General features: G+C 63.3%; 15 protein-coding genes. 7 read left to right on the forward strand and 8 right to left on the reverse strand.

Translation table 11 applies throughout. The annotated features are described in order from the left end of the window. Nucleotides 1–37 precede the first annotated feature (37 nt). Together EN749_RS17670 and EN749_RS17675 are read left to right on the forward strand one after the other, a co-directional pair. Complete coding sequence (locus EN749_RS17670) at nucleotides 38–862, forward strand: EamA family transporter (RefSeq protein ID WP_245491439.1); 825 nt, start codon at nucleotides 38–40, stop codon at nucleotides 860–862. Between the two features lie 175 nt (nucleotides 863–1037). After that, nucleotides 1038–1748 carry a sulfate transporter family protein gene (locus EN749_RS17675; RefSeq protein ID WP_128363615.1) on the forward strand — a complete coding sequence of 237 codons (711 nt, stop codon included), beginning with the start codon at nucleotides 1038–1040 and terminating at the stop codon, nucleotides 1746–1748. A gap of 9 nt (nucleotides 1749–1757) precedes the next feature. Here the strand turns inward: EN749_RS17675 and EN749_RS17680 are convergent, their stop codons facing one another. The 6 genes from EN749_RS17680 to EN749_RS17705 all read right to left on the reverse strand — a co-directional run bounded on the left by EN749_RS17680 (nucleotide 1758) and on the right by EN749_RS17705 (nucleotide 6604). Beyond that, nucleotides 1758–2756 carry a proline racemase family protein gene (locus EN749_RS17680; protein ID WP_127398287.1) on the reverse strand — a complete coding sequence of 333 codons (999 nt, stop codon included), beginning with the start codon at nucleotides 2754–2756 and terminating at the stop codon, nucleotides 1758–1760. Between the two features lie 14 nt (nucleotides 2757–2770). After that, nucleotides 2771–3574, reverse strand: a complete 804-nt coding sequence (locus tag EN749_RS17685) for an oxaloacetate decarboxylase (protein ID WP_128287500.1) — start codon at nucleotides 3572–3574, stop codon at nucleotides 2771–2773. 80 nt (nucleotides 3575–3654) lie between these two features. Continuing rightward, a complete protein-coding gene (locus EN749_RS17690; protein WP_127808109.1) occupies nucleotides 3655–4509 on the reverse strand; it encodes a hypothetical protein in 855 nt (284 codons plus the stop codon). Between the two features lie 72 nt (nucleotides 4510–4581). Continuing rightward, the gene (locus tag EN749_RS17695; RefSeq protein ID WP_128363616.1) at nucleotides 4582–5244 is read right to left on the reverse strand and encodes an HAD family phosphatase; all 663 of its coding nucleotides are present in this window, start codon (nucleotides 5242–5244) and stop codon (nucleotides 4582–4584) included. Continuing rightward, nucleotides 5244–5729, reverse strand: coding sequence for a dUTP diphosphatase (gene dut / locus EN749_RS17700; RefSeq protein WP_127396467.1), 486 nt, complete (start codon nucleotides 5727–5729; stop codon nucleotides 5244–5246). The genes EN749_RS17695 and dut overlap by 1 nt, the downstream gene beginning before the upstream one ends. 404 nt (nucleotides 5730–6133) lie before the next feature. Further along, nucleotides 6134–6604, reverse strand: coding sequence for an Lrp/AsnC family transcriptional regulator (locus EN749_RS17705; protein ID WP_127332244.1), 471 nt, complete (start codon nucleotides 6602–6604; stop codon nucleotides 6134–6136). A gap of 115 nt (nucleotides 6605–6719) precedes the next feature. Here EN749_RS17705 and EN749_RS17710 point away from each other — a divergent pair, with 115 nt between their 5' ends. The 3 genes from EN749_RS17710 (at nucleotide 6720) to EN749_RS17725 (ending at nucleotide 9487) form a co-directional block, all read left to right on the forward strand. After that, nucleotides 6720–6968 carry a DUF6356 family protein gene (locus tag EN749_RS17710; RefSeq protein WP_127808107.1) on the forward strand — a complete coding sequence of 83 codons (249 nt, stop codon included), beginning with the start codon at nucleotides 6720–6722 and terminating at the stop codon, nucleotides 6966–6968. A gap of 15 nt (nucleotides 6969–6983) precedes the next feature. Further along, nucleotides 6984–7784 carry a class II glutamine amidotransferase gene (locus EN749_RS17715; protein ID WP_127266625.1) on the forward strand — a complete coding sequence of 267 codons (801 nt, stop codon included), beginning with the start codon at nucleotides 6984–6986 and terminating at the stop codon, nucleotides 7782–7784. A 329-nt stretch (nucleotides 7785–8113) separates the two neighbouring features. Beyond that, on the forward strand, nucleotides 8114–9487 hold the full coding sequence (locus EN749_RS17725; RefSeq protein ID WP_127396465.1) for an amidase: 1374 nt from the start codon (nucleotides 8114–8116) through the stop codon (nucleotides 9485–9487). Here the strand turns inward: EN749_RS17725 and EN749_RS17730 are convergent. Continuing rightward, complete coding sequence (locus tag EN749_RS17730; RefSeq protein WP_127808106.1) at nucleotides 9481–10554, reverse strand: FAD-binding oxidoreductase; 1074 nt, start codon at nucleotides 10552–10554, stop codon at nucleotides 9481–9483. The genes EN749_RS17725 and EN749_RS17730 overlap by 7 nt on opposite strands. Before the next feature lie 236 nt (nucleotides 10555–10790). Here EN749_RS17730 and EN749_RS17735 point away from each other — a divergent pair, with 236 nt between their 5' ends. Then, nucleotides 10791–12386 carry a peptide chain release factor 3 gene (locus EN749_RS17735; protein ID WP_128363617.1) on the forward strand — a complete coding sequence of 532 codons (1596 nt, stop codon included), beginning with the start codon at nucleotides 10791–10793 and terminating at the stop codon, nucleotides 12384–12386. A 76-nt stretch (nucleotides 12387–12462) separates the two neighbouring features. Here EN749_RS17735 and EN749_RS17740 read toward each other — a convergent pair whose 3' ends face one another. Beyond that, the gene (locus EN749_RS17740; RefSeq protein ID WP_127266620.1) at nucleotides 12463–12933 is read right to left on the reverse strand and encodes a VOC family protein; all 471 of its coding nucleotides are present in this window, start codon (nucleotides 12931–12933) and stop codon (nucleotides 12463–12465) included. A 251-nt stretch (nucleotides 12934–13184) separates the two neighbouring features. On the opposite strand from EN749_RS17740, the gene EN749_RS17745 reads away from it, so the two are divergent. Further along, on the forward strand, nucleotides 13185–13799 hold a 615-nt coding region (locus EN749_RS17745; RefSeq protein ID WP_189367574.1), incomplete at its 3' end, for a dihydroxy-acid dehydratase.

The following is a 13799-nucleotide window of genomic DNA, read 5'->3' on the forward strand; positions in this document are numbered from 1 at the left end:
AAACAAGATACCACCGGCAATCAGGGTGCGGGCGGCAATGAAGGTGACCGGCGTCGAAACCATCCCGCCGGTCACCTTCATTGCCGCCCGCACCCTGATTGCCGGTGGTATCTTGTTTGCCATCCTCCGCTGGCGCGGGCTCGCCATGCCGGGCGATGCGGCAAGCTGGCGCCGCTTCGCCTTCCAGGCCTGCCTCAACAGCGTCATCCCGTTCACCCTGATCGCCGCGGCGGAACGTTCGGTCGATGCCGGCCTCGCCACCATCCTGAACGCGACCTCGCCGATCTTCACCTTCCTCTTGACAGCGCTCATCACCCGCCACGAGCCGGTCACGGTGCGGAAGCTGATTGGCGTCGGCGCCGGCATTGCCGGCATCTGTCTCATCATAGGCACGCAGGCACTGGGTGGTCTCGGTCACGAGTTGTGGGCGCAGTTGGCCATCGTAGCGGCAACAATCTGCTATGCCGGGGCCGCCATTTTCGGCCGCGGCTTCAAGGGTCTCGATCCGATGCTGCCTGCCGCCGGTTCGATGCTGTGCGGCGCCGTCATCCTCGTGCCCCTCAGTCTGGTGTTCGACCAGCCGTGGACGCTGGCGCCTTCGGCCGCATCGATTCTGGCCCTGCTCGGCCTGTCGGTGTTTTCCACCGCATTGGCCTTCGTCATCTATTTCCGCCTCATCCACACGTTGGGTTCGGTCGGCACCACCTCGCAGGCCTATCTGCGGGTGCCGATCGGCGTCGGCATCGGCGCCCTTTTCCTCGGCGAAAGCCTGGGCTCGACGGCATGGCTGGGCATGGGGTTTGTCGTGGCTGGGGTCGCCGCCATGACCATTCCGGTTCGAAAGCCAGCATTTGCGCGGTAGAGCAATTCCAGGACAAGTGTGAAGCGGTTTTCCCGGGAAAAGCGCATAGCGCTCTCCCCTTGGGGACTGCGTTAAAGCAAAAGAACCGGCCTGCTTGCGCTCATGCCGTGCTCTGCTTATCTCGGAAGTATCCGCCTTTTCGACGGTGTCTGGTGTGACCTGGGGGTAAAGCACGGTGATTTTCGACGCTGCCCGCACTGCGGCCCTCGAGCTGCTCTCGCCTCCCTTTCGGGCCGTGTTCCTCAAGACATTGGGTCTGACGCTGCTGGCGCTTGTCGCCTTGTGGTTCGGCCTGACCAGCCTCGTCGAGTGGCTCGCCCTGCCGTGGCTGCAGACGCTGTTGCCCGGCATACCGTCCTGGGCCGGCTGGCTGGGTGGCATCATCGCCGCGATAGCGCTTGCCTTCGGCATGGCATTGCTCATCGCGCCGGTGACGGCTGTTGTCGCCGGCCTGTTCCTCGACGATATCGCCGAAGTGGTCGAGCGCACCGACTATCCCGGCGATCCGACCGGTCGCGCCATGCCGGCGCTGCGCTCGCTGGTGCTGTCGGCGCGATTCCTCGCCGTCGTCATTCTCGGCAACATCGTCGCCCTGCTGCTTCTGCTGGTGCCGGGCGTCAACATAGCCGCCTTCTTTATCGTCAACGGCTATCTGCTCGGGCGCGAGTTCTTCGAATTCGCTGCCATGCGCTTTCGCGGGGAAGAAGAGGCCAGGGCCTTACGCAGGCACTATGCCGGCACGGTGTTCCTCGCCGGGCTGCTCATCGCGGCTTTCGTCGCCGTGCCGTTGCTCAACCTGCTGACGCCGCTCTTCGCCGCCGCCGTGATGGTGCATCTGCACAAGGCGATCTCGGTGCGGGAAGTGGCTCGCTCCTCGCGCCGCTGAGCATTTTCTTCAGCGCAACAGGAATCCGCGTCCGAGCTCGTCGTCCGCTTCGACGATAAACTCCGTCCTGCCACTATAATAGGCGCGGCCGCCGACGCGGGCGATGATCGCCCCGTGCGGGCCAGCCTTCGCCGTCCGCACCACGGCTCCCGAAAAACGCGAGCCGGCAATGCTTTCGAACATACGCGTCTGCCCGATCGCGATCTCGCCCTTGGCATGCATGGCCGCCAGCCTTGCGGTGACGCCGGACCCGGTCGGCGAGCGGTCGACCTCCGCCTCGGCGAAGACGCAGATGTTCTTGGTCACCCCATCGGAAAAAGCATCGCGGCCATCGGTCAGGATGGTGCCGTAGAGGAAGGCAAGGTCGCCGTGGTCGGGATGCGACAGCGGAAATTCGGCCTTGAGCCTGTCCGTCAGCGCGGTTGCCGCATCGACGAAATCGCGCACCCGGCTTTTGCCGAATTCGAGCCCGAATTGGTGACAATCGGCCAGCGCGTAGAAAGCGCCGCCATAGGCGACGTCGAAGCCGATCGTGCCGTGGCCCGCCAGCTCTATCGTCTGCCCGCCGGCGAACAGGAACGCCGGCACGCTTTCGAACGACACCGCACCGGCCTTGCCGTCCCTGACCTCGACCGAGGCGACGACCAGCCCGCACGGCGCCTCGATATTGACTGTCGTGATTGGTTCCTGTTTCGCCACCAATCCTTCATCTACGGCGTAGCGGCCGAGCGCGACGATGGCGTGGCCGCACATCGTCGAATAGCCCTCATTGTGCATGAACAGCACGGCGAGGTCGGCGCCGGGCAGGTCGGGTTCGACCAGCAGGGCGCCATACATGTCGTAATGGCCGCGCGGCTCGAACATCAGGATCTTCCTGAGATGATCGAGATGGTCGCGCACATAGGCGCGCTTTTCCAGGATCGTGCCCTTGGGGACACTGGGATAGCCGCCGGTGACGATCCTGAGCGGCTCGCCGCCGGTATGCATATCGACGACGGTAAGCGTCATGCGATGGGCCCCGTTCAAGCTGAAGACTTGCCGAAGAGGGCTTGCAATTTGCCGAACGGCATGGCGGCGCGGGTGAAGCCGAAGGTGCCGTCCTGCTGGATCTCGCGCGCCGCCGTTTCCAGCATGCCATAGGCGAAATTGGTCAGCCACGGCCCGAGCGAGATGCGCTTGACGCCGGCCATGGCGAGGTCGGCGATGGTGAAGCCAGGCTTTGCCATGACATTGACCGGCTTGTTGACCGCCGAGCAGAGCGTGCGGATCATCTCGACGTCGCCGATGCCGGGCGCATAGAGCACGTCGGCGCCGGCCTTCTCGAAGGCCTGCAGCCGCTTGATGGTGTCGTCGAGGTCGGACTTGCCCCACAGGAAATTCTCCGCCCGCGCGGTGAAGACGAAATCGCGCTTCAGCGCCCGCGCCGCCTCCGCCGCCGCCGCAACGCGCTCGACGGCGTGCGCGAAATCATAGATCGGCTTGTCCGGATCGCCGGTGTGGTCCTCGATCGAGCATCCGGCAAGGCCGGCCGCTTCCGCCGCGAAGACGGTTTCGGCGGCCTGCTCGGCGCTGTCGCCCTTGCCTTTCTCGAGGTCGGCGGAGACAGGCAGGCTGGTCGCCGCCGTCACCTCGCGGCAATGGTGGATCATCTGGTCGAAGGTCACGGCGCCATCCGGCAGGCCGCGTGAAAAAGCAAAGCCGGCGCTGGTCGTCGCCAGCGCCGTGAAACCGAACGAGGCCAGCAGCTTCGTCGTGCCAATATCCCAGGGATTGGGCATGACGAAGGTCGAGGCATGCAGGTCGCGAAAGATCTTGCCCTTGTCCATGGTAGTTCCCCCATCATGTGCGGTGTGGCTAAGCGGATTTTATCCTGCCCGATTTGACCGGGCAAACGAATGCGGTTGGTTCAGAAGCGATTGGCGTTCTCTCCTGCCAATTTGTCCAGCGCGTCGGAATCCTTGGTGTAGCGCGATGTCTTCTTGTCCCAGTGATAGGTGACGGAAATCTCGTGGGACTCTGGTCTGGGCGGAGTGTCGTCACAGCTTTCGCCGTTCAGCACAGTAGAGTCGGTCACGGTCACCTTGATGGCGGCATAAGGCTGGCCGTCGCCTACGGTCTGCAAAGTCACGTCCTGCTTGCGGCTGTAGGCGCACAGGTTTTCGTCGAACGTATAGATCATGTCGATCGGTTCGAACTTGTCGTCGCGGATCATGATCAGCGGCGTGATCACATAGTTCTGGCTCGAATTGAAATGCGCGCTCATGGTGATGAGGACGTCATCGTTGGCGCTGACCGAAAGTCTGCCCGGCTCGTGGAAATAGGTGCCGCGGTCGAGCGCGACATTGACGGCGTCGAGCAGCTTTGGCTTGGCCGTGATGTCGTAGAGCGCCAGCACCGCATAGCCTTCGGCGCTGTCGGGAGAATCGCCAAGGTCGAACAGCATGGTCAGCCGATCCTTGCCGCCGGCCTTGATGGCGAGCACCGCGGCATTGGAAAAGCCCGAAGTCTCGGGCGGCGAACCGCCGCTGTCCGGTCCCTCGATATGACGCATCTCGATCGGCAACCCACCCCTATAGAAGCCGTCCTTGTCCGCAGCGAGGTCCGGAATGACCATCCTCGCGAGGTCGAGATAGGTGACATCCGTGCGGCCGGGCAGAGCGCTGCCGAGCTCCGGAAAGCTGATGGCTTGCGCGCCGGCCGCGGTCCATAGAAACGGCGCCAGCATCAAGGCGAGGATGAGGCGGAGCAGGCTGGGGTTCATGCGTGGCCTCGAGTTGGCGGCGCCAAGCTAGCACGGACAATCGAGGCGTACAGCTGCAGGCTGAAGATCAGGTCAGTGGATCGGCACCAGCCCGGCCAGCTCGCGCATGTCGTCGAACAGGATGCCGCCGGCCTGGATCAGGCCGGCGCGGTCGGAATAGGGATCGGCATGGTAGGAAAACACCCGCATGCCGGCGGCGATCCCGGCCTGCGTGCCGGCGACGCTGTCCTCGATGACGATGCAGTCGGCAGGCGCGAAGCCCATGGTCTTGGCCGCATGCAGGAACAGGTCCGGGAACGGCTTGCCACGGCTGACCATGGTCGAGGAAAACATCGCGTGTTCGAACAGCGGCAGCAGCCCGGTCTGGCCAAGCGTGATGTGCATCTTCGACACCCGGGCCGAGGTGGCGACGCAATAGGCGATACCGGCTGAACGCACGGCTTCGACGAACTCGCGGACGTAGGGGATCGCTTCGACGCCGTGGGCAAACAGGTCCGGCAGGCCTGCGTTCCAGCGATCGACGAAACCGGCGCCGAGCCTGACGCTGGTCTCTTCTTGGATCTCTTTCTGCACCGACGCCATGCTGCGGCCGGAGAAATTCTTGCGGCAATATTCGAAGCTTGTCGGATAGCCGGCAGCGGTCAGCCATTCGGCGAGACGCCGATTGGCCAAATTCTCTGTATCGACCAGGATCCCGTCGCAGTCGAAGATGACAAGCTTAGGCAGTTCAGGCATCAGGCGGTGCCGGTCGATCCGAACCCGCCCGCGCCACGCGCCGTACCACCGGCCAGACTGCGCTCTTCCACGGTCGCCTGGGCCACCGCAGCGAAGATGATCTGGGCGACGCGCATGCCGCGCGTCACGGCAAAGTCTTCATCGCCGAGATTGATCAGCAGCACCTTCACCTCGCCGCGATAGTCGCTATCGATGGTGCCGGGCGTGTTGAGGACGGTCAGGCCGTGCTTGAAAGCAAGTCCGGAGCGGGGCCGCACCTGGCCCTCCATGCCTTCCGGAATTTCCAGGATCAGCCCGGTCGGCACCAGAGCGCGCTTTCCCGGAAGGATCAGCAGCGGCCGGTCGTCCGGCACAGCGGCGCGCAGATCCATGCCGGCGGCACCAGTGCTTTCATAGGCGGGAAGGGGAAGTCCTTCAGCATGCGGCAACCTGACGAAGCCGACGGTCGGACCGATGACGGAGGAAGTTTGAAGGGCTGCGCGCATAAAATCGATCCTATCGGCGCGAACGGCGATTCGGTCAACTCGACTGTAATTCTATCAACGGCTTTCTTTTGGGCGGCACGATGGCCGGTCCGGTAGTTTGTCGCCTAACTGTTCGAATTTCGATATGTTGGCCGCATGGATAATCAGGCCGATGACCAACCCGACATCTTAGCCCTATTGAGAAGCACTGCAGAGTCTAGCAAGCGTCTCGCTGAGGCCATGTTGAAGGCCTATGCAGCAAACGCTTTGCCAGAACCAGCGACGCCGGACGATATCGCTCATTGGAAACAGGTTTTGGTGGATGCCAAGTCAGAATTGCTAAGGCTACACGAGGCCCACCGGACCTAAAGACCAGAAGCGCCCAGTTCATACCGAGACACTACCCAATCCCACATGCGCTGCCCCTAACGCAGTTCCATCGGAACGACGGTCGTTTCCTTGATTTCCTCCATCACGAACGACGCGGAAACGTCCGACAGCGCCACCTTGGCAATCAGCCGCTGATAGAGCCGGTCATAGGCCTTCACGTCGGCGACGCGGGCGCGCAAGACATAATCGAGGTCGCCGGACATGCGGTAGACGCCGATGATCTCGGGAAAGCCGGTCACCGCCGCCCGGAACTTCTGCAGCCACTCCGGATCGTGGTTGGACGTGCGGATCAGGATGAAGACGGAAAGGCCAAGCCCGAGCTTTTCGGCATCGACCAGCGCCACCCTGCCGGTGATGACACCAGCCTCTTCCAGCCGCCTCACTCGGCGCCAGCAGGCATTGCGCGACAGCGCCACCCGTTCCGACAGCTGGTCGACCGACAGCGTGCCGTCGCGTTGCAGCTCAGTGAGCAATTTCCGGTCGATTTCGTCAATTTCCAGCGTCATGTGGGATGTTTGTCCCAAGGATCACCGAAATACAAGGACATTTTGAGACCGATGAACCGGCGAAGCGTGTCAGGATACTCATATCAGGAACTTGAAGCGCTGAAGGGGAACCAGCATGTCGGTCGCCAAGATTTTCACCTCTCACCCGGCCAAGGTCGGCGAAACCTATTTCAGCCACATGGGCTTTGCCGCCTGGTTTTCGTCGCGCCTGTTGATGGCGGCTTGTGCTGCGCTCGTTCATGCTTTCTTGCCATTTCTGTTTGAAACTACCGCCAGCCGAATCGTTCGCGAGCTTTACGAGCGGACGCACAACAGAGACACACACGCGATCAAGGAGCCTGCGGCTCTTATGGATCGCGCCTAGAGGACGACAGAAGCGATGTGCCGGTGGGCGGCCTATCTCGGTGAAGCGGTCTTTCTCGAAGACATCCTCACGGCGCCCTGTCACTCGCTGATCGCCCAGAGCCATTGCGCCCAGGAAGCGAAATCGCCGACCAATGGCGACGGCTTCGGCCTTGCCTGGTATGGCGACCGCCCAGAGCCGGGTCTCTATCGCGATATCCTGCCGGCCTGGTCCGATCCCAATCTGAAAAGCCTGTGCCGGCAGATCAAATCCGGCCTGTTCCTCGCCCATGTACGGGCGTCCACCGGCGGCGCCACCAGCCGCATGAATTGCCATCCGTTCATCTCCGGCGCCTGGTCGTTCATGCACAACGGCCAGATCGGCGGCTTCGAGAAGATCCGCCGCGCGCTGGAGAATTCGCTGTCAGACGCCGTCTTCGACCAGCGCGAAGGCACCACCGATTCCGAACTCTTTTTCCTGCTGATGATCGACGAAGGGTTGGCCGGCGATCCGCAAGGCGCGGTGTCCCGCGCCACTAGCCGCGTGCTCGAAGCCTCGCGCCGCGCCGGCCTCGAACCAGCGCTGAAGCTCACCGCCGCCTTCTCGGATGGACAGGCGCTGCATGCGGTGCGCTATGCCACCGACGCCCACGCGCCGACGCTCTACACCTCCGTCTTGCGCAAGGGCGGCGGCCGCTGCATCGTGTCCGAGCCGTTCGACCGCGAGGGCGGCGACTGGCAGGCGATCCCGCCATCGAGTTTTGTCACGATGACGCGGGACGGCATCAGCATTCGCCCGTTTGCTCCAGCGGCGGCAAAGCTGGCGCTGGTCGGGTAAGTTTCTTCGCCGGATCGCAAATGCTGCAAAGTCGCGGGCCAGCGCCCCCTCTGTCCTGCCGGACATCTCCCCCTCAAGTGGGGAGATTGGCAGCTTCGCCCACCGCGCGTTCTTGCAACGTTGAAGATTGGCGAAAGCCGTGACGCTATCCAATCTCCCCACTTGAGGGGGAGATGGCCGGCAGGCCAGAGGGGGGCGCCGTAGAGTGCCGACATCGGCAGCACAACTTCGATCAAGCACTAGCGAATACCGAATGCTCAACTCCGCTTGAAATCGCGCCGCGTTCCGCCAATTGGTCAGGCACGCGCGGCTAAGCCGGAGCATTCCTCATGGACATCGTCTTCTCCTCAACCGTCGATCTCGCTGCAGCCATCGCCAAGCGCAAAATCTCCGCCGTGGAAGCACTCGACGCCTATCTGGCGCAAATCGATGCGCACAACCATGCGGTGAATGCCGTCATCTCGCTCGACAGGGAAGGCGCCCGCGAGCGTGCCAAGAAGGCGGACGCTGCCCAGGCGCGCGGCGCCGCACCCGGACCTCTGCATGGCGTGCCGTTCACGCTGAAAGACATGCACGAAACGTCAGGCATAAGGACCACGGTCGGCTTCCCGCCCTTTGCCGACTATGTCGCCAAGCAGGACAGCCCGGTCGTCATCAGACTGAAAGCGGCCGGCGGCGTGCTGATGGCCAAGACCAATGTCGCGGCCATGCTTTCGGACTGGCAATCGAACAACCCGCTGTTCGGCCGCACCAACAATCCATGGAATCTCCAGCGCACGGCGGGAGGCTCCAGCGGAGGCGCGGCAGCGGCAATTTGCTTGGGGATGACGCCGTTCGACGTGGGCACAGACATGCAGGATTCGATCCGGCTGCCGGCCGCCTTTTGCGGTGTTTATGGCTTGAAGCCGACGGAGCATCGTGTCTCGCTGGCCGGTGCCTTCCCCGATCCCGGCGGTGCCGCGCGCAGCGTGCGGCTGATGTCCTGCCTCGGGCCGTTGGCGCGCAGCGTGCAAGATTTGGCGCTGATTTATCAAATCATCGCCGGCCCGGATGGAAGCGACACCGATCTTGCTCCGGTGCCGGTCCAGGATATGCCGAAGCTCGACCCTAGGACATTGCGCATCGCCTTCGCGCCGTCCTTTCCCGGCTTTCCGGTGGCCGGCGACATCAGCGCCGCGGTCGAAAACCTCGCAAGGCAGCTGCAATCGGCCGGTGCCCTCGTTGAGGAGGCAAAACTGCCGAAACTCGATCTGCACCACGATCTGGAGCAGGGCGGCGCGCTGATCGGCATGATGCTGGAGGCCGCCCAGCCGGAGTCGCCGGAGAACCCGACACCGGTCTCGCATTGGTTCGAGGCACTCGCCCGCCGCGACAGGTCCATTCTCGCCTGGGACCGGTTTTTCGAAAACCATGACGCGCTGCTCTGCCCGGTCGCCATGACTTCCGCCTTCCCGCATTGCGAGCCGGGCACGCCGATCACGGTCGACGGCAAGGAGCAGAGCTACTGGATGCTGCCGGCCTATGGCGCCGTCTTCAACTACAGCGGCCATCCGGCGCTTTCCATCCCATGCGGACAGGGCAGCGAGGGCTTGCCGATCGGCTTGCAACTGGTCGGCAAACGCTGGTCGGAGTCACAGCTGCTCGGCATCGCCAGGGCAATCGAACCACTGACCGGCGGCTTTCGGCGTCCGCCCGCCTATTGAGCGAAACGCGACAATCCATAAGGGGCAAGTAAGGGGTCGCGCTCGCCGTCGAGGATTTCCCGAGCGGCGAACAGGCCGATGGCCGGCGCCAACGTGATGCCGGAATGCATGACGGCGACATAGACACCGTCCAAGCCCTCGGCGCGGCCAATGATCGGAAAGCCGTCGATCGGCGTCGGCCGGTAGCCGACCGTGTGGAAATCGAGTTCCAACCCATCGCTGTCGCGCAGCATGGCCTTCATGGCCGCAAACAGGGCGTGGGCGGTGGCTTCGGCATCCATGCCCGGATCGGCTCCGCCAAAATCCGAGCCGGCGATGATGCGGCCTTCCGCCGTCTGGCGCATGTGCAGCCGCTCGGCCAGCACCAGCCCGTTGAGCAGCTTTTCGTGCGGTCGCGAATGGACGATCAGGCCGGGCGGCGTTTCGATCGGCAGGTTGATCCCGGCGGTCGCGGCGATCTCCGGCGAGCCAACGCCGGCCGCGACCACCACCTCGTCCGATGCAATCAGGCCATGCGATGTGTCGACACCGGTGATCCTGCCGCCGGTCTGGACCAGGGCCGTCACCGTGCTGGAGATGGTCTTCGCGCCATGTCGCTTCGCGTCTGCCAATAGGGCACGGACGGCGGCCACGGGCTCTGCGACACCTTCTTCGGCAACATGCAGGGCAAAATCCGGAAGCTCGGTGAGATTAGGTTCGATGCGCGCTGCACCGGCGCGGTCGACTTGGCTGATGCCATAGCCCCAGGCGGAATGTTCCGTGGCGTAGGTTTCCATGTCGGCCGCCGGTAGGTCCCAGCACAGGCCGCCGCACCAGATAAGCGGCAGGTCGGGCAGGTCCTGCGCCAGCCGCGACCATTCGGCCATGGCGCGGGTGCGCAGCCGGAAATAGGGCTCCGGATTGCCCCAGCTGGCGTTGATCCAGGCGAACGAATTTGGCGTCGCCACCCCACCGGCAGCACTGTCGGCAATCACCGTCACTTGCGCACCCGCTCTGCTCAGATGCCAGGCGGTGGAGGCACCGATGATGCCGGCGCCGATGACGATTACTTGTTTCGCCGCAGTCATGCTTGCTCCTCTTCCTCGTCATCCGGAGGGATGTTCATCCAGTGCCATCCCGGCAGCCGCTTGCCAACATCGCGCAGCGTAAAATATGCGGCAATGCACTGGCCGGAGCCACAGCACGACTGAGCTGTATGCTCTGACGGTGAGGCGGCGATCAGCAGCGCCCGAGCCGCCGGACCGGTCGACAGGCCGGCACTGCGCTGCTAGAAGCCCGGCCTGTCACACGGAAATCCCAGAGAATGCCCGAAGCAATAGAAGAAGAAGTGGCACGCCGCCGCACCTTCGCGATCATCGCGCACCCGGACGCCGGCAAGACGACGCTCACCGAAAAGCTGCTGCTGTTCGGCGGCGCCATCCAGCTCGCCGGCGAGGTCAAGGCCAAGAAGGACAAGATCCAGACGCGGTCCGACTGGATGAAGATCGAGCGCGAGCGCGGCATCTCGGTCGTCACCTCGGTGATGACCTTCGAGTATGAGGACAATGTCTTCAACCTGCTCGACACGCCCGGCCACGAGGATTTCGCCGACGACACCTACCGCACGCTGTCGGCGGTCGACTCGGCGGTCATGGTCATCGATGCCGCCAAGGGCATCGAGCCGCGCACACTGAAACTGTTCGAAGTCTGCCGGCTGCGCGACATTCCGATCATCACCTTCATCAACAAGATGGACCGCGAAAGCCGCGATCCGTTCGAGATTTTGGACGAGATCGAACAGAAGCTGGCGCTGGATACTGCCCCCGTCACCTGGCCGATCGGCCGCGGCAAGAATTTTGCCGGCACCTATCATCTGGCGCTGAATGCCGTGCGCAGGGGCGACGCGGAGAAAGAACGCACGCCGGTCAACGGTCCCGATTCCAACCGCGTTGCCGGCCTGCTGCCGGAAAACGAGCGCGAAGCCTTCATCGAGGAACTGGAGCTCGCGCGAGAAGCGTGCAGACCCCTTGATATAGAAGCCTTCCGCGAGGGCCATCTGACGCCGGTCTATTTCGGTTCGGCGCTGCGCAATTATGGCGTCCGCGACCTGATCGAGGCGCTCGGTGCTTTTGGACCGCCGCCGCGCGCGCAGGAGGCGGACACCCGCAAGGTCGAGGCGACCGAGGAGAAGATGACGTCGTTCGTCTTCAAGATCCAGGCCAACATGGATCCCAACCATCGCGACCGCATCGCCTTCGTCCGCGTCTGCTCCGGCAAGCTCGAGCGCGGCATGAAAGCCAAGCTGGTGCGCACGGGAAAACCGATGTCGTTGTCGGCGCCGCAGTTCTTCTTTGCCCGCACCCGCGTCACCGCTGACGAGGCCTTTGCCGGTGATGTCGTCGGCATCCCCAACCATGGCACGCTGCGCATCGGCGACACGCTGACCGAAGGCGAGGAGATACTGTTCCGCGGCGTTCCGAATTTCGCCCCGGAAATCCTGCGTCGTGTGCGCCTCGGCGACGCGATGAAGGCGAAAAAACTCAAGGAAGCGCTGCACCAGATGGCAGAGGAGGGCGTCGTGCAGCTGTTTTCGCCGGAGGATGGCTCGCCGGCCATCGTCGGCGTCGTCGGCGCGCTGCAGCTCGACGTGCTGAAGGAACGGCTGAACTTCGAATACACGCTGCCGGTCGAATTCGAGATGTCGCGCTTTTCCGTGTGCCGCTGGATCTCCGCCGACGACAAGGCCGAGACGCTTCGCTTCATCGAGGCGCATCGCGGTGACATCGCCCGCGACCTCGACAATGATCCGGTGTTCCTCGCCCAGCACGCTTTCTCGCTGAACTACGAAGCGGAACGCTGGAAGGCGATCACGTTTGCCACGATCAAGGATTATCAGGTCCGCGACAAGGCGGCGGCGTAGGCGCCAGTTTTCCCTTCTCCCCGTTCACGGGGAGAAGGTGCCCGAAGGGCGGATGAGGGGCAGCGCCGACCCTCGACTATCCTCTCGCCGCTTCCTCGATCCTGGCGATGTCGATCTTGCTCATCTGCATCATCGCCGACATCACGCGGCCGGCCTTGGCCCGGTCCGGATCCAGAAGCAGGCGCGGCAGCTGCTCCGGCACGACCTGCCAGGAGACGCCGAATTTATCCTTCAGCCAGCTGCATTGCGACGGTTGGCCGCCACCTTCGATGAGCTTGTCCCAGAAGTAATCCACCTCTTCCTGCGTCTTGCAGTCGATCGACTGCGACATCGCCTCGGTGTGCTTGAACTGCGGTCCACCATTGAGCGCCTGGAATTGCACCCCGTCGAGTTCGAACGTGGTCACCAGCACCTTGCCTTCATCGGCGTGGCCTTCGGGCCAGCGCATTACGCTCAGCACCTTCGAATTCTTGAAGATGGAGACGTAGAAATTCATGGCCTCTTCGGCCTGGCCGTCGAACCACAGGCAGGTGGTGATCTTTTGCATGTCGTGCTCCTCGGGTTGTTTTGGTTGCGTTACGGCGAAACGGCTGACTCCGAACGTGGTGCCATTTCCATGTCGTCTGCCTAAGGACGGGCATGCAGTGCGCCATCCGACAGCGCTACGCATTTTTTTTGAGAGAATCTGGCGCATTGCAAAATTGTGGCCAGACCGGGCTTGCGCGTCTATAACGCCTGCGGTCCGAATTCAGCTCCGCCGCGCCATGCCTGGCTGTGGCCAGCCACCAAGGAAAAAACATGCCTGCCTATCGCTCCCGCACCACCACACATGGCCGCAACATGGCCGGCGCTCGCGGCCTCTGGCGCGCCACCGGCATGAAGGACAGCGATTTCGGCAAGCCGATCATCGCGGTGGTCAACTCCTTCACCCAGTTCGTGCCGGGCCATGTCCATCTGAAGGATCTCGGCCAACTGGTGGCGCGCGAGATCGAGAAGGCCGGCGGCGTCGCCAAAGAATTCAACACCATCGCCGTCGACGACGGCATCGCCATGGGCCATGACGGCATGCTCTATTCGCTGCCGTCGCGCGAGCTGATCGCCGATTCCGTCGAATACATGGTCAACGCTCACTGTGCCGACGCCATGGTCTGCATCTCCAATTGCGACAAGATCACGCCCGGCATGCTGATGGCATCATTGCGCCTCAACATCCCTACCGTCTTCGTTTCCGGCGGTCCGATGGAAGCCGGCAAGGTGGTGCTCGCCGGCAAGACGCAGGCGCTCGACCTGGTCGATGCCATGGTGGCGGCCGCCGACGACAGGGTCTCCGACGAGGACGTCAAGGTCATCGAGCGCTCGGCCTGCCCGACCTGCGGCTCCTGCTCGGGCATGTTCACTGCCAATTCGATGAAC

It is taken from the genome of Mesorhizobium sp. M7A.F.Ca.ET.027.02.1.1, from assembly GCF_004022985.1.
In the GTDB taxonomy this organism is placed as follows: domain Bacteria; phylum Pseudomonadota; class Alphaproteobacteria; order Rhizobiales; family Rhizobiaceae; genus Mesorhizobium.

Coding starts and splice junctions, on each gene's coding strand:
- EN749_RS17740 (WP_127266620.1), bottom strand. CDS start 12,933: ATGCAAAAGATCACCACCTGCCTGTGGTTCGACGGCCAGGCCGAAGAG.
- EN749_RS17685 (WP_128287500.1), bottom strand. CDS start 3,574: ATGGACAAGGGCAAGATCTTTCGCGACCTGCATGCCTCGACCTTCGTC.
- EN749_RS17705 (WP_127332244.1), bottom strand. CDS start 6,604: ATGACGCTGGAAATTGACGAAATCGACCGGAAATTGCTCACTGAGCTG.
- EN749_RS17670 (WP_245491439.1), top strand. CDS start 38: ATGAAGGTGACCGGCGTCGAAACCATCCCGCCGGTCACCTTCATTGCC.
- EN749_RS17690 (WP_127808109.1), bottom strand. CDS start 4,509: ATGAACCCCAGCCTGCTCCGCCTCATCCTCGCCTTGATGCTGGCGCCG.
- EN749_RS17730 (WP_127808106.1), bottom strand. CDS start 10,554: ATGACTGCGGCGAAACAAGTAATCGTCATCGGCGCCGGCATCATCGGT.
- EN749_RS17710 (WP_127808107.1), top strand. CDS start 6,720: ATGTCGGTCGCCAAGATTTTCACCTCTCACCCGGCCAAGGTCGGCGAA.
- dut (WP_127396467.1), bottom strand. CDS start 5,729: ATGCGCGCAGCCCTTCAAACTTCCTCCGTCATCGGTCCGACCGTCGGC.
- EN749_RS17715 (WP_127266625.1), top strand. CDS start 6,984: ATGTGCCGGTGGGCGGCCTATCTCGGTGAAGCGGTCTTTCTCGAAGAC.
- EN749_RS17735 (WP_128363617.1), top strand. CDS start 10,791: ATGCCCGAAGCAATAGAAGAAGAAGTGGCACGCCGCCGCACCTTCGCG.
- EN749_RS17680 (WP_127398287.1), bottom strand. CDS start 2,756: ATGACGCTTACCGTCGTCGATATGCATACCGGCGGCGAGCCGCTCAGG.
- EN749_RS17725 (WP_127396465.1), top strand. CDS start 8,114: ATGGACATCGTCTTCTCCTCAACCGTCGATCTCGCTGCAGCCATCGCC.
- EN749_RS17695 (WP_128363616.1), bottom strand. CDS start 5,244: ATGCCTGAACTGCCTAAGCTTGTCATCTTCGACTGCGACGGGATCCTG.